At 68.7% G+C, this 19169-nt stretch carries 20 protein-coding genes and 3 pseudogenes; 7 read left to right on the plus strand and 16 right to left on the minus strand.

Annotated elements, in window-relative coordinates; all coding sequences use genetic code 11:
- Positions 1–116: 116 nt before the first annotated feature.
- Positions 117–326: a hypothetical protein gene (locus OTB16_RS05970; RefSeq protein WP_267718830.1), complete on the minus strand. Its 210-nt coding sequence runs from the start codon at positions 324–326 to the stop codon at positions 117–119.
- A 5-nt stretch (positions 327–331) separates the two neighbouring features.
- Complete coding sequence (locus tag OTB16_RS05975; RefSeq protein ID WP_267718831.1) at positions 332–652, minus strand: hypothetical protein; 321 nt, start codon at positions 650–652, stop codon at positions 332–334.
- Positions 653–855: 203 nt separating this feature from the next.
- Between OTB16_RS05975 and OTB16_RS05980 the strand changes: the two genes are divergently transcribed.
- Entirely contained in the window at positions 856–2106 is a 1251-nt protein-coding gene (locus OTB16_RS05980; protein WP_267718832.1) for a cation:proton antiporter, read from the plus strand.
- Positions 2093–2833: a hypothetical protein gene (locus OTB16_RS05985; RefSeq protein WP_267718833.1), complete on the plus strand. Its 741-nt coding sequence runs from the start codon at positions 2093–2095 to the stop codon at positions 2831–2833. The genes OTB16_RS05980 and OTB16_RS05985 overlap by 14 nt, the downstream gene beginning before the upstream one ends.
- A gap of 528 nt (positions 2834–3361) precedes the next feature.
- Here OTB16_RS05985 and OTB16_RS05990 read toward each other — a convergent pair.
- From OTB16_RS05990 to OTB16_RS06005, 4 genes are all read right to left on the minus strand, one after another.
- Positions 3362–4402 carry an SPFH domain-containing protein gene (locus tag OTB16_RS05990; protein ID WP_267718834.1) on the minus strand — a complete coding sequence of 347 codons (1041 nt, stop codon included), beginning with the start codon at positions 4400–4402 and terminating at the stop codon, positions 3362–3364.
- Positions 4403–4404: 2 nt separating this feature from the next.
- Positions 4405–4836 (minus strand): NfeD family protein, encoded by a 432-nt coding sequence (locus OTB16_RS05995; protein WP_267718835.1) that lies wholly within the window; start codon positions 4834–4836, stop codon positions 4405–4407.
- Positions 4837–5016: 180 nt separating this feature from the next.
- The gene (locus OTB16_RS06000; protein WP_267718836.1) at positions 5017–6540 is read right to left on the minus strand and encodes an ABC transporter permease; all 1524 of its coding nucleotides are present in this window, start codon (positions 6538–6540) and stop codon (positions 5017–5019) included.
- Positions 6541–6641: 101 nt separating this feature from the next.
- Positions 6642–7532 carry an ABC transporter ATP-binding protein gene (locus OTB16_RS06005; RefSeq protein WP_267718837.1) on the minus strand — a complete coding sequence of 297 codons (891 nt, stop codon included), beginning with the start codon at positions 7530–7532 and terminating at the stop codon, positions 6642–6644.
- A gap of 1352 nt (positions 7533–8884) precedes the next feature.
- Between OTB16_RS06005 and OTB16_RS06010 the strand changes: the two genes are divergently transcribed.
- Positions 8885–10021 carry a hypothetical protein gene (locus tag OTB16_RS06010; RefSeq protein WP_267718838.1) on the plus strand — a complete coding sequence of 379 codons (1137 nt, stop codon included), beginning with the start codon at positions 8885–8887 and terminating at the stop codon, positions 10019–10021.
- Between the two features lie 36 nt (positions 10022–10057).
- On the opposite strand, the gene OTB16_RS06015 is transcribed toward OTB16_RS06010, so the two are convergent.
- Positions 10058–10192 carry a hypothetical protein gene (locus tag OTB16_RS06015; protein ID WP_267718839.1) on the minus strand — a complete coding sequence of 45 codons (135 nt, stop codon included), beginning with the start codon at positions 10190–10192 and terminating at the stop codon, positions 10058–10060.
- Between the two features lie 918 nt (positions 10193–11110).
- On the opposite strand from OTB16_RS06015, the pseudogene OTB16_RS06020 reads away from it, so the two are divergent.
- Positions 11111–11233: pseudogene (locus OTB16_RS06020) on the plus strand (tRNA (adenosine(37)-N6)-threonylcarbamoyltransferase complex transferase subunit TsaD); the annotation flags it as partial.
- A 56-nt stretch (positions 11234–11289) separates the two neighbouring features.
- On the opposite strand, the gene OTB16_RS06025 reads toward OTB16_RS06020, so the two are convergent.
- Together OTB16_RS06025 and OTB16_RS06030 are read right to left on the minus strand one after the other, a co-directional pair.
- Positions 11290–12450 (minus strand): ImmA/IrrE family metallo-endopeptidase, encoded by a 1161-nt coding sequence (locus OTB16_RS06025; RefSeq protein ID WP_267718840.1) that lies wholly within the window; start codon positions 12448–12450, stop codon positions 11290–11292.
- Positions 12440–13231, minus strand: a complete 792-nt coding sequence (locus OTB16_RS06030; RefSeq protein WP_267718841.1) for a hypothetical protein — start codon at positions 13229–13231, stop codon at positions 12440–12442. Before OTB16_RS06030 ends, OTB16_RS06025 begins: the two co-directional genes overlap by 11 nt.
- 952 nt (positions 13232–14183) lie before the next feature.
- On the opposite strand from OTB16_RS06030, the gene OTB16_RS06035 reads away from it, so the two are divergent.
- Complete coding sequence (locus OTB16_RS06035; RefSeq protein ID WP_267718842.1) at positions 14184–14387, plus strand: cold-shock protein; 204 nt, start codon at positions 14184–14186, stop codon at positions 14385–14387.
- Between the two features lie 217 nt (positions 14388–14604).
- Here OTB16_RS06035 and OTB16_RS06040 read toward each other — a convergent pair whose 3' ends face one another.
- The 5 genes and pseudogenes from OTB16_RS06040 to OTB16_RS06060 form a co-directional block, all read right to left on the minus strand.
- Complete coding sequence (locus tag OTB16_RS06040) at positions 14605–14766, minus strand: hypothetical protein (RefSeq protein WP_267718843.1); 162 nt, start codon at positions 14764–14766, stop codon at positions 14605–14607.
- Positions 14767–15045: 279 nt separating this feature from the next.
- Positions 15046–15237 carry an early set domain-containing protein gene (locus OTB16_RS06045; protein ID WP_324290774.1) on the minus strand — a complete coding sequence of 64 codons (192 nt, stop codon included), beginning with the start codon at positions 15235–15237 and terminating at the stop codon, positions 15046–15048.
- Positions 15238–15324: 87 nt separating this feature from the next.
- On the minus strand, positions 15325–15498 hold the full coding sequence (locus OTB16_RS06050) for a hypothetical protein (RefSeq protein ID WP_267718844.1): 174 nt from the start codon (positions 15496–15498) through the stop codon (positions 15325–15327).
- Between the two features lie 28 nt (positions 15499–15526).
- A pseudogene (locus tag OTB16_RS06055) lies at positions 15527–15814 on the minus strand (PRC-barrel domain containing protein); the annotation flags it as partial.
- Positions 15815–16146: 332 nt separating this feature from the next.
- On the minus strand, positions 16147–16347 hold the full coding sequence (locus OTB16_RS06060) for a hypothetical protein (RefSeq protein ID WP_267718845.1): 201 nt from the start codon (positions 16345–16347) through the stop codon (positions 16147–16149).
- A gap of 203 nt (positions 16348–16550) precedes the next feature.
- On the opposite strand from OTB16_RS06060, the gene OTB16_RS06065 reads away from it, so the two are divergent.
- Positions 16551–16892, plus strand: a complete 342-nt coding sequence (locus tag OTB16_RS06065) for an isoamylase early set domain-containing protein (RefSeq protein ID WP_324290775.1) — start codon at positions 16551–16553, stop codon at positions 16890–16892.
- Positions 16893–16997: 105 nt separating this feature from the next.
- Here the strand turns inward: OTB16_RS06065 and OTB16_RS39455 are convergent.
- A pseudogene (locus OTB16_RS39455) lies at positions 16998–17210 on the minus strand (hypothetical protein); the annotation flags it as partial.
- A gap of 529 nt (positions 17211–17739) precedes the next feature.
- On the opposite strand from OTB16_RS39455, the gene OTB16_RS06070 reads away from it, so the two are divergent.
- Positions 17740–18384: a carbonic anhydrase gene (locus tag OTB16_RS06070; RefSeq protein ID WP_267718846.1), complete on the plus strand. Its 645-nt coding sequence runs from the start codon at positions 17740–17742 to the stop codon at positions 18382–18384.
- Between the two features lie 9 nt (positions 18385–18393).
- Here the strand turns inward: OTB16_RS06070 and OTB16_RS06075 are convergent, their stop codons facing one another.
- Entirely contained in the window at positions 18394–19038 is a 645-nt protein-coding gene (locus tag OTB16_RS06075) for an L-threonylcarbamoyladenylate synthase (protein WP_267718847.1), read from the minus strand.
- Between the last annotated feature and the right edge of the window lie 131 nt (positions 19039–19169).

The following is a 19169-nucleotide window of genomic DNA, read 5'->3' on the forward strand; positions in this document are numbered from 1 at the left end:
CGTCAGACGCTTTCGGCTGCCGCCCGACCTTGAATGCAGGCATACGGAGCGCGGGCGGGGTGCCGAACGGCCCCAGGGGACTTACGGGAGCACACCGAGGGCCTCGCCCTATCTACTCAGCCGGAGCCGGCCCGTGAGCCGAGCATGACCAGGCCCGTGATGAGCGAGGCAAGGCCGATGACCAGCACCGGAAATCCGGGGCCCGGCAGGACGTACAGCAAGGCGCCGGCCAGCGTTACAGGGGCACCGACGATCACGAGGGCGACCGCGATACGGGGTTCCGTGGAGTTGCGCCACACCCGTCCAAGGAGTCTGCCTTCAAGCATCGCGATCAACCCTTCGCTCGCGAGTTCGCGCAGCGGGAGGCCCGTTCGGCGCGCAGGAAGCACCCTGCGGCCACCACCACGGATCCGAAGCCCAAACCCGTGCAGGCCATCACGACGCCCAAAGGTGCGTCGATCATGCGGGGGACGGCGTTCAGTGGCATCACGGCATAGAGGCAGAGGAAGGCCCATGCGTAGGGGCGGACGGCCAGCCGCCGCCCCCGAAGCCCGCGCGGCGTCCAGCCGTTGAGCACCACCAACGCCAGGGGGAGCACCAGCAGTGTGCCTACCGCCAGCGCGATGCCGTGGTACAGCGAATTTCCGTTCATGGACACCTCTCTGATGCGTACGCCCACGATAGACGGCCGATAAGTGACACGTTCATGCCGGAGTCCGGCAATGTGCGAGCGTCCGGACTGCCGTCAGAGGCCCGTCAAGGCGGCGTAAGGGATACGTAAAGTAGCCGGTGGCGTGCCGGGCAGCCTGGTCGGCGAATACGGAACCATCACTTCTCGAATCGGGGGCTCCCGTCATGGTGCTCGTCGCTGTCTTCGGTGTGGCGCTGTTGATCGCCGTGCTGTTCTCCGGGCTCGCCGCCCGAACCGTGCTCTCGACCTCCTTGCTGTTCCTGGTGGGCGGGGCGCTGGTCAGCGATGGGTTCCTCGGATTGATCCACATCACCGCCGACAGCCCGATCGTGGCGGTCACCGCCGACCTGGCCCTGTTCGCGGTGCTGTTCACCGACGGCATGCACGTCTCCTTCCCGAAGCTGCGGGAGAACTGGAAGAACCCCGCCCGCGCGCTGGGGCTCGGAATGCCGCTGGCCATGGCCGGCATGGCACTGATCACCCACTACCTCGTCGGGCTGGACTGGACTACGTCCTTCCTGGTCGGCGCGGTGCTGGCGCCGACGGACCCGGTGTTCGCCTCGGCCATCGTGGGGCGCAAGGAAGTGCCGGCGAAGCTGCGCCAGCTGCTGAACGTGGAGAGCGGCATCAACGACGGTCTGGCCCTTCCGGTGGTCCTGATCCTCATCGCCGTCGCCGGACCGACCTCCGGCCAGATACAGGCGTCCATTCCCATGATCGGGATGGAGCTCGGCCTCGGCCTCGTCTTCGGAATTGTGCTTCCCCTGGTCGTCGCCGGTCTGGTGCGGCTGCGGCTGCTGGGGGCGGAGCCCAAGCTCCAGCCGCTGTTGCCGCTGGCAACGGGGATCATCCTGTACGGGCTGTGCCACCTCACGCACGCCAACCCCTACCTGGCCGCGTTCTCCGCCGGCGCCGTCCTGGCCGCCGTATCCCCGGAGGCCAAGACCGTCTTCGAGCCGCTCGGCGAGGCGCTGGCGGAACTGGCGAAGTTCGCAGCCCTACTCGTTTTCGGCGCACTGCTCACACCGCAGTTGTTCGGCGACCTGTCGTGTGGCGGCTACGTGGCCGTGGTTCTGGCGATCGTGCTGATCCGCCCGGTCTCGTTGCTGCTGTCGCTGCTGGGGACCCGGCTGGACCGGCGGGAGAAGTTGGTCGCCGCCTGGTTCGGACCCAAGGGCTTTGCGTCCGTCGTCTACGGCCTGCTGGTCCTCCAGGCCGGCATCCCCCAGGGCCAAGAGGCGTACACCCTCATCGCGATCTGCATCGCCTTCTCGATCATCGCCCACAGCAGCACCGACGTCCCCATCGCCCGCCTCTTCCACGTCGACGACCTCGCCGGCATCCCCGCCGGGTCGCCCAAGCCCTCCCACCCGCCGGTCACCACGGCCCGGGAGACGAGCCGTGCCCGCCCGTAGGACGAGTCGCAGCGAGCGGACACGTGCCCGGCGCCGGCGGCGCCCGCACGCCAAGGGCGTGCTGGCGCTCCTCGGTGGCCTGAGCAGCGTCGCGCTGGCCGCCGTCCTGTTCGCTCTGCTGCCCGGAACCGTCGAGGACGAGCGCGCCTACGCATCGGCCCTCCTCTGCACCACGCCCTGGGCGCTCCCTGAAGAGGAATGCGTACGGACCGAGCCGTACACCGTGATGAAGATCTACATCCAAGGCGGGCGCGGGGCCAGCTATTGGGCCAAGGTCGAGGACCAGGCCCATGGCAGAAGGCACGTGGACTTCGACGGCGACGAGCCGCTCCTGCGGCGTCTACGCGTCGGCGACCAGGTCAACGCGCACGTCTGGCGCGGTGACATCACGGCCGTTTCCCGCCGGGAACTGATCCAGGCGACCGGCGGCGATCCCCAAGGGGCGCCGCTGTACGACATCGCCGCCGCCCTGGCGTGCACTGTTCTGGGCGGGCTGGGGCTGACCGCGGCCTGGTGGTGGCTGCGCTGTACGGAGGCCTGTCTGGCAGGCCACCCCCGGGGCCTGCGGATGGCCGGATGGATTGCTATGGGCCTGGTCGCGGACGCGTGCGGCCACCCTGTGGATGCTGCTCTGGCTCGACGGGCCCTACTGGCTGCACCCGATCGTCTGGGCCTCAGCTGCCCTTCCCGTGCTCGCTGCTGCCCTTGCCGTCCAGCGTCCCAGTAGGAAGGAAGGGGAGCGGTGAACCGGCATGACACGCGCATCCAAGTCATCTCACTGGCGGCTTGGTGGGCGGTGGTCACAGCGCTCATCTGGGCTATCAGTTCGATAGCGGACCAACCCGCTTCCCTTGCGGCATGCGCGGGCAGCGCCGCTCTGCTGACCGCTCTCGGTGAGATCGGCGACTGGCTGCGGAGGCGCTGGTCCGCAGCCAGGTCGGCAAGGGGACGCCGCGAACCATGACGGTCGGGCCGAGGCACCGGGCCAGGGGCGTCGTGGCTACTTGCCGGTGCGCGGGGGAGCTGCCGGGTGCGCCCACCGAGCGCTTGTTCGGGCAAGGCCCGTTTTGCCGCTACCTGCCGGAGGAGTAGGCCCGACAGCGGTCGCGTCGGCGAGGCCGCCGACCTGTTGGAGCCGTTGTGCTCGCGCATCTCCCGTGAATGAAGCCGGCGCTGGCACATCTCGTGCTGGCCGCGTCGTGATCGACGTGTAGTGGAGTGGCAGGTCGGGCGGCAGTGCCGCCTCGTCACCGCGTCATCCGGCCTCACACCGTGGTGCGAGCGCGCTGGCAGGCCCGTTGTCGGCCTCCGCCGCGTCGGCGAGGGCTTCGGCCGCGGCCTCCGCCGCTTTCGCCGCGTCGTTCGCGGCCTGGACTGCCAGGTCGTCGGAGGACGCCTCGCGGGTGGCGGCGGACTGGGGGAGTGATTCGGTGAAGGCGCGGGTGACGTTCTGTAGGGCGGAGGTGACCTCTCCGGGTATCACCCAGAAGGTGTTGCCCGGGCCTTGCGCGAGCTGGGGGAGCATCTGGAGGTACTGGTAGGCGAGCAGTTTGGGGTCGGGGTCGTTGCGGTGGACGGCCTGGAACACTTCGTCGATGGCCCGGGACTGGCCCTCTGCTTTGAGGATCTCGGCGGTCCGGTTGCCCTCGGCGCGCAGAACTGCGGACTGCTTGTCGCCTTCCGCGGTGAGGATCTGGGACTGGCGCTGGCCCTCGGCGCCGAGGATGGCGGCGCGCTTGTCGCGCTCGGCGCGCATCTGCTTCTCCATGGCGTCCTTGATGGACTGCGGCGGGTCGATGGCCTTGATCTCCACCCGGTTGACTCGCAGGCCCCACTTGCCAGTGGCTTCGTCGAGGACACCGCGCAGCTGGTTGTTGATGGTGTCCCTGGAGGTCAGGGTCTTCTCCAGGTCCATGGATCCGACGACGTTGCGCAGCGTGGTGACGGTCAGCTGTTCCACCGCCTGAAGGAAGTTCGCGATCTCGTAGGCTGCGGCGCGCGGATCGGTGACCTGGAAGTACAGAACCGTGTCGATCTCGACGACCAGGTTGTCTTCCGTGATGACCGGCTGAGGTTTGAAGGAAACCACCTGCTCGCGCAGGTCGATCACGGGATAGACGCGGTCGATGTAGGGGATGACGACGTTGAGTCCGGGCTTCAGGGTGCGGTGGTAGCGGCCGAGGCGTTCGACGTTGCGTGCGCGGGCCTGGGGGACGATGCGTACCGCCCGCACCACGGTGAACACCGCCAGCACCGCGACGAGCAGGCCGACTAGGAGAAACGCGGAAACTTCCATGGTCACTCCCGGGGGTAGACGAGCGCGGTGGTGCCTTTGATCTCGATGACGTCGACGGTCGTGCCGGGAGGGATCACCAGCGTCTCGTCGTAGGCGCGCGCCGTCCATTCCTCACCGCCGATACGGACTCTGCCGGCCAGCTTCGATACCTCTGCAGTGACGTAGGCGGCCCCGCCGACGAGGGCGTCAACACCGAAGCGCTCTTCCGTCCGCGGGGACAGGCGACCGAGGGCGACAGGGCGTACGAACACCAGACCGACCGTCGCCACGACCGCGAACACCAAGAACTGCCAGGGGAGGGGCAGGCCGACGGCTGCGAATGCGGCGGTGACCAGTGCTGCGCCGCCGAGCAACCCGAGTGCGGCGGTGAGAGTGACGATCTCTGCCGCGCCAAGGACCAGTGCGGTGATCAACCAAACCAGCCAAGGGTCCATCGCTTACGCCTCCTGATGAGCGAAGAGCGAATATATTTGACCGTTTGTGACTTTTACCCCATTATGCAGTGTCGTTCCCCGCCGCTGTACCGATGTCCAAGCCTGATTCGCTGCTCGAGGCTGCGCCGCTGCTCGGCAGCGTGGAGAGGCGCAGCGGCGAGGTCCACACCCGACGTGCGGTCAGGTGCGAAGGTCCCGCCGCCGGTAGCCGACGACGCCAGCGGCTGCGGCGAGCGTGGCGACTAGCGTCATCAGGAAGGCCGCGGGCCAGTTGACGGGGACGTCTGGTACGGCGGCCAGATGGGCGAACGGGGACAGTTGGCCGACCCATACCGGCCATCCGGATGTGTCGGCGATGACCTTCAGCAGGAATCCGCCAGCTGCTGGGAGCGATCCGAGGGTGGTGACCGCGCGCGGGGCCCAGCCCAGCGCGAGTACACCGGCGCCGAGGCAAAGGAGCGCGATCGGTAGCACATTCCACGCCCCGGACAGCGCGTCGGGAAGATCGAGGTCGGCACCGACGGCCTTGGTTCCGGTCCATGTGGCGAGGCCGGCGACGGTGGTGATGAGGATGACGCCGCCGAGTGCGGCGGCGATCTCGCCGATGAGCAGCCTCGCCCGGGTGAGGGGCTGGGCGAACAGAAGGGTCAGCCGCCCGCCGGATTCGTCGGCGGCGAGCGTGGCCAGGCGGACCGCGACGAAAGCTCCTGCCGGGACGGCCAGCAGCGCGAACAGTGTGGCGGCGTATCCTTGAACGGTGCCGAGTCCGGCGAAGCCGGCCTGCGCGGCAAGATCAGCGAACCGCGGATTGTCGGCGAGGAAGTCCGTCATGGACACGGCCAGCACCCCGATGAGCAGGTAGTAGGCGCCTACGCCAGCCGACCAGGCGGCCAGTGGCCGCACCAGCCGGCGCACCGCGAACGCCTGGACGGAACCGAGCAGTCTCATCCGCGGTCCCCGGCCGGAGGGATAGCGCAGGTAACCACCGCGGATGTCACGCCGCCCGGCCGCGGCCGCGGCGCCGGCGGAAAGCGCCAGGCAGACGACCACCAGGATCACCAGTGGCCACAGTCGGTTCCCGTCGTACGGGCGTGCCAGCGCCGTCAGGCCGAACGGCGACAGCCAACGCAGCCACCCCAAAGCGGCGACACCGTCCCCGACCATTTTCAGCAGCATGCTGACGCCGAGGACGGCCACCGCTGCGCCGCTGGCCGAGGATCGCGTCGCGAACACCTGGGCGGTCATCGCGCCCGCCGCAGCGAAGAACACGCCGCACAAGGCCAGGCCGGCACTATGCACCGCGGCGCCGCCCGCGGTCGCACCCGCCGCGACCAGGCCGGCGAACGCGCCTGCACCCGCAAGGAGTGACACCGATACCAGGACGACGATGTGGCGCGCCACCATGGTCGTGACCGGAACCCGCCCCGCGAGCAGGACATCCCACCGCCCGGCATCCTCCTCACCCCGGGTGATCCGCGTTGCGGCGAGCAGCGCCCACACCCCTAGCACGACCGCCAAGGCCGTCCCTGTACGCCACACGGCGAACCCGCCGGCGTCATCCAGCGCCACCGGTTCGCCGAACAGGGTACGGATCGCCGGGTTCCCCGCCAGTGCCTCCAGTGCTGCGGCATCCGCCGGATCCTTGACGGTGCTTCGGTGGGCGGCCACCGCCACCGCCGACATCCCAGCCGCAACAGCGGTCACGATGAGCGCTCCGCGCCTGATCTGGCGCAGAGCCAGAGCCGTCACCGCCAAGCGCGCCCCGCGACCGAAGTCGGTGCGCTCGGCCGCCGGCTTGGGGGCCCTCACCGCTGCGTCCCGCCGTAGTAGCCGAGGAAGATTTCCTCCAGGGAGGATTCCCGCACCGCGAGGCTGACCACGTCCGCCGCCGCCAGTTCCTGGAGCGCAGGCCCTGGGGGGCCTGTGAGGGTGAATCGTAGGGAGGTCGCGCCGGTCATCTCGACTGCCTGCACGCCGGGCACGTGGGCCAGGTCCGGTGGCGTGCCGGTGAAACACACCGTCACCTCGGTGCGGTGCAGCCGTCGCAGGTCCGTCACGGCGGCCACGTCGACGAGTCGCCCGGCACGCAGGATCGCCACCTTGTCGCAGACGGCCTCGACCTCGGCGAGCTGGTGGGAGCTGAGGAAGACGCTCTGGCCGTTGTCCCGGGCCTCGCGGACCGCACGACGGAACTCGAGTTCCATCAGCGGATCGAGGCCGCTGGTCGGCTCGTCCAGCACGAGCAGAGGGGCCCGGGTGGCGAACGCGGCGACCAGCGCCACCTTCTGCCGGTTTCCCGTCGAGTACGTCCGGCCCGGTTTGGACAGGTCGAGGTCGAACCGCTCGACCAGGTCGTCCCGGTAGGACCGGTCGGTGCCGGGGCCCGTGCGCGCCAGCAGCTCAAGGATCTCGGCGCCGGTCAGCTGGGGCCACAACGCCACATCGGCCGGCACGTACGCCAGGCGCCGGTGCGTCACAGCGACGTCAGCCGCGTCGGTGCCGAAGATCGACGCCCGGCCGGCGGTGGGGCGGGCCAGTCCCAGCAACAGCCGGATGGTGGTGGACTTGCCGGCGCCGTTGGGGCCGAGGAAGCCGAACACCTCGCCGGCCGGGACGCTCAGATCCAGGCCGTCCAGAGCAAGGACTCGGCCATAGCGTTTGGTCAGGGATTCGGTACGGAAAGCGGGCGAGACCATGCGGGCCTCCAGAGTCGGCACGGCGGGCACACGGCCCCTAACCGCCGACCAGGCTTCCCGGCACACCGCTGGTCAACATACTCGCGGCGTATCACGCTGGACAAGCAGCAGGCACACATATGGTTCGGTGCTCTCGCCTTGGGCGCGGAGATGTCCGGCGACCCGCGTAGCCCGGTGGGGCGGCTATGTCTCTACTCGGCTGGCCCCACGTGGCCGGCACCGGCCTTGTGTGTTCTGCGCGGACTCGTCGTGATGCGGGATCAGGGTCGTTAGTTTGGTGATCGGGTGCCGGTCCTGCCCCACGGAGCGATCCTGCGGCCGGAGCGTGTTGCGAGCGCGATGACCAACTCGGAGGAACCGGCGAAGGCTTCGGCGGTTTCTTCATCGGATTTCACCGGGTCGTTCGCGGCTTGAACGGCCAGGTCGTCGGAGGAAGCCTCGCGAATGGCGGCGGACCGGGGAAGGACTTCGGTGAAGGCGCGCGTGACGTTCTGTTGGTCGGAGGTGACCTGGATTACAGACCGGGGGCGGCGCAGACAACCCGGCCTCCGGTGCCGCGGGACCGTGCTCGTCCCGCACGAAGCCGGTGGCTCCTGCTGCGGCTTTCCAGGTCGGATATGAGCAGCAAACCAGCGTCACGTTCGCGCACACGGCGCCCGAGACGCACATCACTTAAGGTCGCGAAGCCAGGTTGCAAAGTCCTGACCTGCGGTTATCTTCCACCTCTTTCCGTTGGATCTATTTCTGGCGACCCACCACGTGGCGATCCTGGAGCGGGCGACGAAGGACGCCTGACCTGCTGTTTTGCCAGTGGACACGGCGGCGGCGATGCTGGCGGAGCTCGGCGGGGTGCTGGAGGTCCGGATGACGCTGCTGAGGCAGGCGTACCGCGACGAGATCATTGACGCTCGTTCTGACGGGATCTCAGGCGACCTGTTGAGCAGGCCAGGCCCTGTCGGGGTGGCGTAGATCAATGGAGTGCCGGTGGTGGGCGCCTCTGCGCGGAGCTGCTGGTCTCTGATGGCCAGTTGTCCCGGAAGGGGCCAGCGAGCGCAGTGACCTGCCGTGATGGGGCGTGGTGGTGGCCTCTGAGCAGCGCGAACGGACTGCTCCACGCTCGTGTCGGTTGATGGCGTCGGAAGTCTCAGAGGAGTCTCACGGCTGGCGGGTGCCCTTTCGGAACTGCTCGATTGAGGTAGGGCAGCGCGGCATGGGCGCAGCCTGTGTGCTGGGGGTCACCTGGATCGAACGGCGGCACGGCGTCCCGGGCACCCTGTTGTCGACGAGGGCGCTCGAACCTGATGTCAAGTGGCTGGCGTTCGGCCGACGCGATGCGGGATCGTTGGCTCCTGATGATCGACGACGAATCTACGGTCGCCGATGGCGGTGAGCCAACGGAGCCTGCCAAAACTCGGTCGCCCTATAGCGAGCGGCCCATCGCGCGCGCCCAGCAGGTTAAGGCGCAGGAACTGATCGAGCGGCTCGTCGCGGAGGGGCGCGTCCGGATTGCTGATCTCGATGATGACGAGGTCGCTGAGTGGCGGCGCGTCGTCAATTACGCGAAGCGCCACGGCCTGGAGCCGGCGGGCAAGCGCATCGAGAAGGTCCCTTATGGCGGGCCGGGGTTGGAGCAGTTCCTTGCGGAGGGCCCGCATCCTAACGCGCGGAGCCAGGGGCCGCAGGTGGGCGGGGGGCCCGTTCCTGTCCCCGCTCGGCTGGGTCACCTGCATCCAGTAGTGGCTGCGCTCAAAGACGACGAGCGTCGGTTAATGATGCCGCCTGCGCTGCGCCGTAGGTCGCTTCTGCTGTTGCAGGGCCTGGCGGCTGAGGCGGTACGGCGAGGGTATGAGGTGCGGCGGGCAAGGTCATCCTCCTCCCGGCGCGAGGGCGGAGTGGACGTCACTGTCGATGGCTTTGCGTACACCGTCTCCGCCAGGCAGGAGTTCCCGGAGTCCACGAATCCGGAGCGCTCCGCTCGTCTCGTAGTGGAGCTTGCCCATGGTCTGACCGGTCGGCCTGGTCGCTGGCGGGATCGGAAGACCCGGACACTTGAAGAAGCCCTGGGCCTGATTCTTGAAGAGATCGAGGCGCGAGCTGTCGAGGACACTCGCCGCCGGCAGGATGAGCGGCAGGCCAGGGCAGAACGCGAGGTCCGTTGGCAGGCGGCCATGGACGCGGCGAAGGAACAAGCCCTTCGTGAACAACTTGCCCAGGTGCTGCGTGAAGAGGCCGGGGGGTGGCGAGAAGCGGCTGCTCTCAGTGCGTACTGCATGGCTCTGGAACGTCGTATCGGAGAGTCGGACGGCGCCGGGGACGAGGCGGCACTGGACTCGGCCCGACGCTGGTTGGAGTGGGCAAGGGAGTATGTAAAGTCGATAGACCCCTTGAGCGGGCTTCCAGGCATGCCCCACACACGTGAACCCACGCCGGAGGAGCTTAAGCCTCACCTCAGGGAGTGGAACCCCCACGAACCCGAACCGCGTCGCTGAGGGTGGCGGCGCAGTGGGCCCGGGCCAGGCAGGGTCCTACTTCAGGGCCAGCGTGATGCTGACCGTCCCCTCGTAGGCCCCGGACGCGATGGCCTCCGGAGCGGACGGGCAGATTTCCAGCGGCATGGAGATGGACGCACCGGGCAGGGCTCCGTCGAACAGGTCATCCACGGCGAAGACGGTCTCCTTCTCGGACAGGCAGGACCACGGCTTCGCTCAGCATCAGTCGCGGCGCACCCTGACACCGTTCCACTGCGCAGGACTGCGGAAGCGTGTACGACGCGGGCGTGCTGCTGCGGCAAGGATCGCCGGCGTGAAAAATTGTCCTCCAATTTTTTCGGGGTGATCTTAGGTGAGCGGCGGATCAGGGGGCGCCATGCGTTAGCGTGGCAAGCGTTGATGGCGAGCCCCCGTGCTGGTTCGTGCTGACTTTTGAGGCGCAGTAGGGGTAAACGTGCAGGTCAGGGCGATTTCATGAGATTCCTGCACACCTTTTTGACGCATTCCTTATCATGAATGCTCATTCGAGCGCAAACATGCAGGTCAAGCGCTTGGGCCTCGCCTCTCGGTGGGGCCCTCCTGCATCCCCGTGCTGATCTGGTGCTGACCTCTCATCACCCGTCATCACCCCTGGGAACCTCAACCGTGCTGGGTCGGTGCTGACTTAGACAAGCCCGGCCTCGATGCCTTCGGTGGTTACCGGCAAGCTGAGCGACCAAGATCCGACCGGCGAACTCGCGAGATCGGTCTGAGTGGTGACAGTGCATGGACGGTAGATGTAAGTCAGCCACCGCAGACCGATGCGGTTCGATCCCTGCGGGAGCGGAATACCTGGGTGGCACGATTCCGCCCGGCTTCAGGTCGCACATCTTCCGGACTGGAATTGTGTAGTCGGTGAACATGCCCGGGGTGCCGAGGAGCCCGTGTGCGATTGAATCTCGGGCGGCGTAGGGGAGAATTGGTCGTCCCACGCCTTCGGCTCTTCGCATGCCAGTGAGCGGATCTCACGGGGCCTTGCGGCGGGTCAGGTGCAGGTTCGCCGATGCAGTTGGCTGTTGTGGGCGGGCCCTGTCTTGCAAAGCGTAAGCACGCGATCCGATCCTGCACCTCGGGGACACCGTGGACGATGCGGCCGGGGAGTGCTTCGACAAGGTCGCGCGGGTTTTCGGCCTGCCCTATCCGGGCGGACCGGCGATCGACAGGGCGGCGCAAGGCCTGCTGCCGCCTTGCCGCGCGGTGGATTCAGAGGTGTCTCCGACTGGTGGGTGTCAAACGATGCGCAGAACCGGCCTGCTGTCGGGTGAGCCCAGGAGCCGGCGGACATGAGCGGGGTGCCACCCCAACTCATCGGCCAGGCGAGGGATGGTGAGGCCCTTCTCGCGTTCAGCGAGTTCGTATGCCTGTGTCAGCAGAGCGGGCTGTTCACCGGGGAAGCCATCGACCGGCTCCGCGGTGAAGCCGGGCTGGCCGTCGAGCGCGCGCAGCCGCTGATACCCGCGGCTCGCGGTGGCGTCGGAGATCATGCCCAGCTCGCGGCAGCGGTAGATGAGCGAGTCGACGCTGACCCCCCAGACCCGGCGGATCTCGGTGAGCTGAGTCAGGTCGAGGCGCCGGGGGAGTAGCGGTGCGATGCCGGCCGCCGGGGTCAGGAACTCCGCGGCGAAGGCATCGGCCTCGCGTTCCTGCCTGCTGTCGCCCGTGGCGTCACTGTGCAGGACGAGGTGACCCAGCTCGTGTGCTGCGGTGAAGCGGTGGCGGTACACATCGTCGGTGCGGTTGTGCGTGAGGATCGCCACCGGGCGGGCCGAGCGGGAGGAGAAGGCGTCGACGGTGCGAGCCGCCTCGTCCGCGGCCGGCAGGACCACCACGATGCCGTGGGCTTCCATGCGTCTGACCAAATGGGTCACCGGTCCGTCTCCGAGGTTCCAGCGCTTCCGCAACTCGCGCGCGGCCGCTGCCGGATCGCGAGGCAGATCGATCCCGGGGTGGACCTCCCCGCCTGCGAAGCCCGGGAGGTCGACGGGCGGGAGCTGGACCCTCTTCTCCAGTGCGTACGTCAGCTCCCACACCTGCTCGGCGAACGCGAGGGCGCGTTCACGCTGCGCCTTGGGCGTGCTCCGCAAGGACCGGAAGTACGCCATGGAGGCATCGAGCCGGTTGCTGGGCCGGCCGGCGATGAAGAAGGGCAGCGGCACGTCGAGCGTGGCGGCGAGCCGTGGGAGGAGATCCGGGCGGGGCTTGGCCACGCCCGTCTCGTACTGACCCACTGCCGCGGGCGTCACGCCGAGGTGCTCTGCCACGTCCTTCTTCGTCATTCCCGCGAGGCGCCTGGCCTGAGTCAGGCGTACCGGGTCGAAGGCGTCGTAGACGGCGCGCGGACTCACACCGCACTCTGCAATGCCGGGCAGCAGGGGCTGGTCAGTCTTCATCGTCCTCGTGGGCAAGTGGTTCGATCGGGTCCGGCTCGGTCATGGGCGGGACATCCCGCTTTTCCTCCACGTCCGGCCGCGCGAACAGGATCGGCACGGGCTGGTCGCCCGCGTCGAAGCTGACGTGCTCCGGCGCCGCGACCTGCTGTGGAACAGCGCTGAGCCTACGCCGGGTCGGCGTGGCAGGCAGGAGCAGGGGTTCGGGTGCGACGACCCAGTCGAGGCTGCCCTGATCGTCGAGGAGGGAGGCCACGCCCCAGTACGGCTTGAGCAGGCCATGGGGGTTACAGGCGTACGGGACCAGCACCAGACGGGTGCCTTCGGGGAGGGCCGCCAGTTTGGGTCGCACCTCGACAGGGCCGTGGCCGAGATCCGCGTCGTCGAAGAGCGCGGCCTGGCGGGGCTCGGGGGCGAAGGTGAACAGCTCGCGGACGAACGGGCCAACGGAGGGCAGTTTCGCCTGGTGGACGCTGATGTCCTCGGTCGCGAAGCGGAACGGGTAGAGCAGCCCGCGCTCGAGGTGGACGAGGTTGAAGGGGAAGCCGTTCGGCTTGAAGACTGTCGCCCCTTCGACGTCCTCGAACTGACGGGCCACCTGGCGGTACGAACCGGGCCAACGGGTCCAGCCGTAGGGGTGGTTGCTCTCGACATCGCCCTCGTGTTGAGCGGCGCGAGCGTTCTCCTGCATGTCGACGAGCGCTTGGCCGAGACGGTCGCGTACGAGGTCGACCCGGTCCTTGCCGAACAGGTCTACAGCCCAAGGAGGTTGTGCGTGGTTCACGTTCACCGGTCCTTCCCGATGAGGCACTTCCGAATGAAGCGCAAGAACACGCTCGCTACTTTAGTTTGTCTCCACTATTTTGCACAACAACTTCATTCGGGGCTCGCCGTGCTATCGGGCCGGCGGCCGAGCCCGCGTCTGGTGCGGCCTGTCTGAGTGAGTGGTGCCGGATGGCTGGGGCCGCTGCTGCTCGCCCCGGACCTTGTCGCGGACTTTGGGACCTCGCTGGGCATACCTTCGGCCTGGCTGCTCTGACCGGCATCGCACTGTCCGAGGAACCCTGGAATCCGGGGTCGGAGGCGGCCGACGGAATCGAGTTGATCTGGGACCTGCGGCGCCTGTCCGTCGATCAGGTGCGGCACGTCACCGATGCGGCAGCAGCCATGCAGCCGAGGCCGAACAGGCCCTGGGCCTGGGGGCTCCACAACGTGATCCGCCCCTGCGGTGTCCAGGACCACCGCGGCCACGCTCAGAACTCAGCAGACCGCGTTGCTCGGAGGGAACCACTCTCACTGGGCCGGGCTGGGCCCGGAACGCCTCGGACGCGACCATGACCGGACCTCCTTCACCCACTGAGGCGGGACTCCGACCCGGCGCTCCAGCCCCTCACTCGCCCGTGTCGGCGCTCCTCCCATCCTTCTCTCGCCCCGCCCGGGCGGTACCTCCGACAGCGGCTGCCTGGCGGGAAGGCCCCCAGGGCTGCGGCGTGTGGGCCGCCGCCCGGCGGAGGCGGCACGTCGAGAGCGGCTGGGTTCACGGCGCGGGCTGATCTCGTGGTGCGAACAGGACCGTCCGTGTAGCGTCAGCGCTAGCTGTCATGGTTCCGAAGTACCGGTCGCCCGTGAGCGCACGTTCACGGGCGACTTTGCTGTTCACAGTCTCTGAGGACCAGGGCGATCACCTCCGGCTCCCGCACGGTGCGGGACCGATTTCGAGTCCCCTCGGAGGACACATGGCCACCGGAACCGTGAAGTGGTTCAACTCGGAAAAGGGCTTCGGCTTCATCGAGCAGGACGGCGGCGGCCCGGACGCCTTCGCCCACTACTCAAACATCGCCAGCTCCGGCTTCCGCGAACTTCAGGAAGGCCAGAAGGTGAACTTCGACGTCACCCAGGGCCAGAAGGGCCCGCAGGCGGAGAACATCACCCCCGCCTGAGCCTTCGCCTCCTTCACGGAGGCCGCTGTATTTGCGGCGTTCGCCGTGTGAAAGCCCGGCCGGGTCGTAACTGCCGGCCGGGCTCTCTTAAAGACCCCCGGTGCGGCCCCTTCCAGCCGCCCGGAGGAGCCCTCGGGTCAGCGGCGCCCGCGCCCGGGCTGCCGGAGCGGCATCCCGTGGTTGGTTCCGCGCCGTACGGGCAGCCGCGAAAGGCCGGTCAGTCCTCCCGGCCCTCCAGGAGCCGCTTGCGCAGGTACAACAGCGCCGCGGTGTCCGCGACCTCGGCCAGCTCCGTCAGCAGGGCCCGGATCCGGCGGTCATCACCCGCTTCGACCGCTTCAACGATCCGTTCGACCGTCTGCCTGGCCTGCGGGGGCACCGCCCGCCGGATCGCTCCACTCGTGCGTCATCTGCTCCCCCTTTACCCCCGCCACAGGTCACCGCCCCGAGCAGAACACAACCCAGCATCCCGGGCCGAAACCGGTGCCTGCCGACGTCAGCCGCCCCAAGGGCCGTCGGGTAGATACAACAGGGCCCCCTGACGCCGGGTGCGGAATCAGGGGGCCGTCCGCGCCGCCTGCCCGGGGGGTGTGGGCCGTCGGCGCGTGTTGTCGGGTTCAACGACACAGGCGGCGGCCGGTCACGCCGGTCGGGCTGATCAAGTGTGCTGGCGGCTGTTGGGGCCTTCCTGGTCACCGGCGCTCTCGTCGTTGAACCAGTAGTCACCGGCGGCCAGATACCGGAAGGAGTGCGTGCTCTTGCTCGCCAGCGCGACCGTGACGGCCCGTTTTCCGTCCTTGCGCGTGCGCAGGGTGTGGACGCCGGGCTGCCAGTGGTTGAAGTCGCCCACGACGCTGACCGGGCCGGGCGGGCGCTCAGCGGGGAGTCTTCGGCCGCCTGCAGCCGCTGTGACCGACGAGCTTCTCCAACGAGAGAGTCAGCGCAGCGTGCGGTGATGCCGGCCGGAGCGCCGGATGTGCAGGACCGGGTACACCAGGGCGGCGACGAACACCACGATGCCGATGACCAGGAGATAGACCAGCCCTTCGGCGACAGCGCCGATGATGCCCAGCACCATTGCCACGATGATCAGGATCAGGAAGAGCGCCATGGCTCAAGGCACCTCCTTGACGGTCTGGTCAGCGGCGGGCGAGCTGCCGCTCACCGTTCGCGCCGGGTTGGTAGGACAGGCCGTAGTGCGAGAAGACCGCGGCCTCGTCCTCGGCGGGCAGGACGTCGTCCGTGCCGATCGGCGGGGAGTTCTTCACCAGCGACCGGTCGTAGTCGACCTTGAGGTAGCCGGGCCCGACGATCGCAGCGTTCAGCGGGACGAAGACCAGGTGACGCCGGGTGGGCAGCCCAACCTGGACGGTGGCCATGGCCGGCTCATCGGTGCTGGTATCCACGTAGACGGCTTCCCGGTTCCCTTCGCACTGCGGTGTGACCGAGCCGGTGCACTTCTCAGCCTGCCCCGCAATGCCCGCCCACACCAGCCTGGACGCCCCTCCCGCGCCACTTTCGGGCGGTCGGTCCTGAGGGTTCTCCCCGGGTGGGTGACGCGCGACCGGCCGGCACCCTTCTCCAGAGCGAGCTTGATCTCATCATCCGGTAGCAGTTACAGGGCGTGACAATCGAAGACAATGGCCGTTGACAAGCAGGCGGGCCTGCCTGCCGGTCAACGGCGGGCGGGACGTGACAGAGCCCGGCCCGGGTGACTGTGAACCGGCCGGGCTCTGCGTGCGTGGGGTACTGCTCTGCTTTACAGCTCTTCGTCGCGCAGGTCTCGCTCTTCGTGGAGCGAGTATTCCTCGTGGCGCCGCTTGGTCTCCTCGGGGCTCTTGCCGCGGGACGGCTGGCCCGGCTGCTGGGGGTGGACCGGGTCCTGGCCGGGCCGCTGCGGGCGCTCCTGCTCCTCGCGGCCCTTGCCCGGCTCCTGGCGCTTGTCCTGCGTACCGCCCATGACGGCGACTCCTCTGATGCGGGGGTAAAGCCTCATTTCTCACGCTCACACGGACAGTTACCCTTCGCACCATTTCAGCTATGGATCGTGGCGCAGGGGTGATGTCGCGAGACCGGGGCGGCTGCGTCGGAATGCGGACCGTGTCTCCGGTGCCGAGGATGAGCGGGATCCCCCGCCCGCCCTGCTGTCAGGAGTGCACCGCCATGCTGGAGCGCAAACCGCGCAAGGACCGCACCGAGGTCACCTTCGTCCTGCCCGCCGACACCCCGCCCGGCCCGGTCAGCGTGGTGGGCGACTTCAACGACTGGCAGCCCGGCACCCACACGCTCACCCCGCGCAGCAACGGCACCCGGGCGGTCACCATCGCCCTGCCCGGCAAGAGCGAGCACTCCTTCCGCTACCTCGCGGCCGGCGATTACTGGTTCGACGAGGAGAGCGCCGACAGCCACGACGGCCTCAACAGCCGCCTGCCACCTGAAATGGCCCAACCGGCAGGGGCCGTCGTCGTTCCCGGGCCTGCCGCTCTCACGGCATCGGTTCAATGACGGAACGGTCACGCGCCGCCACATCGGCGGTCCCAGTTCGTTGGACCTGGGCATGGAGCAGAAAACCGTTTCGCCTCCGGTGCGAGCCGGCAGCAGGCCGGTGGAATCCATGAACGCGACACCGTGAAGGTCGATCATGAGGACCCGTTCGTGCACGGTGATCTGGTCCAGTGCCCGGGCAAGGATCGCCGCGGCGCCCGCGTCGAGATCCCCGCTGACGCCGATCAAGAGCGTGCTTCCACAGCTCTCGACCTCCGTGGTGATCAACGGGCCTCCCCTTCCTCCGCCCCCCGGACACCGGGTCCGAGAGGCCCTCATACTGACCCCTGTCTCCCGGTAGCTGGTATGAGGCGCGCCAGGCGAAAACGCGGTTCCCCAAGACCACGGTCAGGCTCGCGCCCGAGCCTCGTTCTCCGGCGCGTCGCACAGGTATGTCAGCTCCCACACCTGCTTCTGGTGCACCTCGGAAATCTTCGCCAGCCGAGGCCAGCGAGGTGCCTGGCGCACAGGCAGCGGACGAGGCCGCCACAATGCCGTGACGGCCCAGGCATGCCCGTTCCCCCGTCTGGTGTACGGCGTGTACGAGGCTCGCTTCGTTGTGCGTGGCATGACGGCGGATGGTGAGCAGCGGGTTCGTGATCGTGGTGGCCCTGGGGCCGTGCCGGTCCAGAGTGTGGGCTGGCCGTACGGGGTCGACAAGGTGCGTTGCGCGCTGAGGGCCCAGGCTGAAGAGGCCATCGGCCGGCGGCTGGGGGTGCCGTCTGCTGGTTCCTGACCGCGTGCGACGCCTCGGCAGCGGCCGGCCCTGGCAGCGCCGCGCCCGGAGCAGGGTCGTATTCTGCTCGCCATGGCCAACACCCAGACCCTGACGCCCCGTGAAGCCTTCGAGATGTTGATGGCTGGCAACCAGCGGTTCGTCGCCGGCGCGCCGGAGCACCCGAACCAGGACGCCGCCCGCCGTACCGAGGTCGTCCCGGCCCAGAACCCGTTCGCCGTGGTCTTCGGCTGCTCCGACTCCCGCTTGGCCGCCGAGATCATCTTCGATCGAGGGCTGGGCGATCTGTTCGTGGTCCGCACGGCCGGTCACGTCGCGGGCCCGGAGGTGCTGGGCAGCATCGAATACGGCGTGAGCATGCTCGCCTCCCCGCTGGTCGTGGTGCTCGGCCACGACGCGTGCGGCGCCGTCGCGGCCGCCCGCGCGACCGTCGAGGACGGCACGGCGGCAGGCGGCTACGTGCGGGACGTGATCGAGCGGGTCACCCCCAGCGTGCTGGCTGCCCGCGTCGCCGGTCTTACCGACGACGCGGACTTCATCGCCGGGCACATACGGCACACCGTCGACCTGCTGCTGGATCGCTCCCGCGTCCTCGGGGATGCGGTCGACGCCGGGCGGGTGGCGGTGGTGGGGCTGTCGTACCGGCTGGCGGACGGCACCGCCCGCCTGGTCACCGTCCGCGGCCTTGAGGACGTGCTGGTCGGCTCGGCGCCCTGACGCCGGGTCTCAGCGTTGCTGAAGTCCGGGCGCGACCTTGCGGAGTTCGTCGGCGCTGATCGCCCTGGCGCGCAGTAGGACGGGGGAGGTGGCGGTGATGTCCACGATCGAGGACGGCACGTCGGCGGGTGTCGGGCCGCCGTCCAGGTACACGGCCGCCGTATCACCGAGCATCCTGTGGGCGGCGTCGCAGTCCTGCGGGGAGGGCTGGCCGGTCAGGTTGGCGCTGGAGACGGCGAGCGGCCCGGTCTGGTTGAGCAGGTCCAGGGCGACCGGGTGCGCGGGCATGCGCAGGGCTACCGTGCCGCCGGTTTCGCCCAGGTCCCACTCGAGCGACGGCTTGTGGTGGGCGACCAGCGTCAGCCCGCCAGGCCAGAGCGCGTCCACAAGCCGGTGTGCCTGCTCGGGCAGATTCTCGACCAGGCCGTCCAAGTCGTCGGGGCCACCGACCAGTACGGGCGAGGGCATGTTCCGCCCCCGGCCCTTGGCGTCCAGCAGCCGGCAGACCGCCGCGGGGCTGAAGGCGTCCGCGCCCACCCCGTACACGGTGTCGGTGGGCAGCACGACCAGCTCACCACGCCGCAGCGCCGCGGCAGCCTCACCCAGCCCAACGGCACGCTCGGAAGCGAAGCAGCAGTCGTAACGCTGAGACACGGTCGTCCTCCATCCGATGGCGCTGTTGTCCCGCCAGACAAAAGCGCCTCTCCCTGTGCCCAACGACTCGGACGTCCCCGAGGTTCTCCCCAGCCAGACCCACCGGGCGGGGCCCGGCCGTTCAAGATCAT

Origin of the sequence: Streptomyces antarcticus (genome assembly GCF_026627255.1) — a bacterium.
GTDB lineage: Bacteria > Actinomycetota > Actinomycetes > Streptomycetales > Streptomycetaceae > Streptomyces > Streptomyces antarcticus.

Bases quoted from the DNA above. Each gene is read 5' to 3' on its own strand.
- OTB16_RS05970 (WP_267718830.1), bottom strand. From the start codon at position 326: ATGCTTGAAGGCAGACTCCTTGGACGGGTGTGGCGCAACTCCACGGAA.
- OTB16_RS05975 (WP_267718831.1), bottom strand. From the start codon at position 652: ATGAACGGAAATTCGCTGTACCACGGCATCGCGCTGGCGGTAGGCACA.
- OTB16_RS05980 (WP_267718832.1), top strand. From the start codon at position 856: ATGGTGCTCGTCGCTGTCTTCGGTGTGGCGCTGTTGATCGCCGTGCTG.
- OTB16_RS05990 (WP_267718834.1), bottom strand. From the start codon at position 4,402: ATGGAAGTTTCCGCGTTTCTCCTAGTCGGCCTGCTCGTCGCGGTGCTG.
- OTB16_RS05995 (WP_267718835.1), bottom strand. From the start codon at position 4,836: ATGGACCCTTGGCTGGTTTGGTTGATCACCGCACTGGTCCTTGGCGCG.
- OTB16_RS06005 (WP_267718837.1), bottom strand. From the start codon at position 7,532: ATGGTCTCGCCCGCTTTCCGTACCGAATCCCTGACCAAACGCTATGGC.
- OTB16_RS06010 (WP_267718838.1), top strand. From the start codon at position 8,885: ATGATCGACGACGAATCTACGGTCGCCGATGGCGGTGAGCCAACGGAG.
- OTB16_RS06025 (WP_267718840.1), bottom strand. From the start codon at position 12,450: ATGAAGACTGACCAGCCCCTGCTGCCCGGCATTGCAGAGTGCGGTGTG.
- OTB16_RS06035 (WP_267718842.1), top strand. From the start codon at position 14,184: ATGGCCACCGGAACCGTGAAGTGGTTCAACTCGGAAAAGGGCTTCGGC.
- OTB16_RS06050 (WP_267718844.1), bottom strand. From the start codon at position 15,498: ATGGCGCTCTTCCTGATCCTGATCATCGTGGCAATGGTGCTGGGCATC.
- OTB16_RS06060 (WP_267718845.1), bottom strand. From the start codon at position 16,347: ATGGGCGGTACGCAGGACAAGCGCCAGGAGCCGGGCAAGGGCCGCGAG.
- OTB16_RS06065 (WP_324290775.1), top strand. From the start codon at position 16,551: ATGCTGGAGCGCAAACCGCGCAAGGACCGCACCGAGGTCACCTTCGTC.
- OTB16_RS06070 (WP_267718846.1), top strand. From the start codon at position 17,740: ATGGCCAACACCCAGACCCTGACGCCCCGTGAAGCCTTCGAGATGTTG.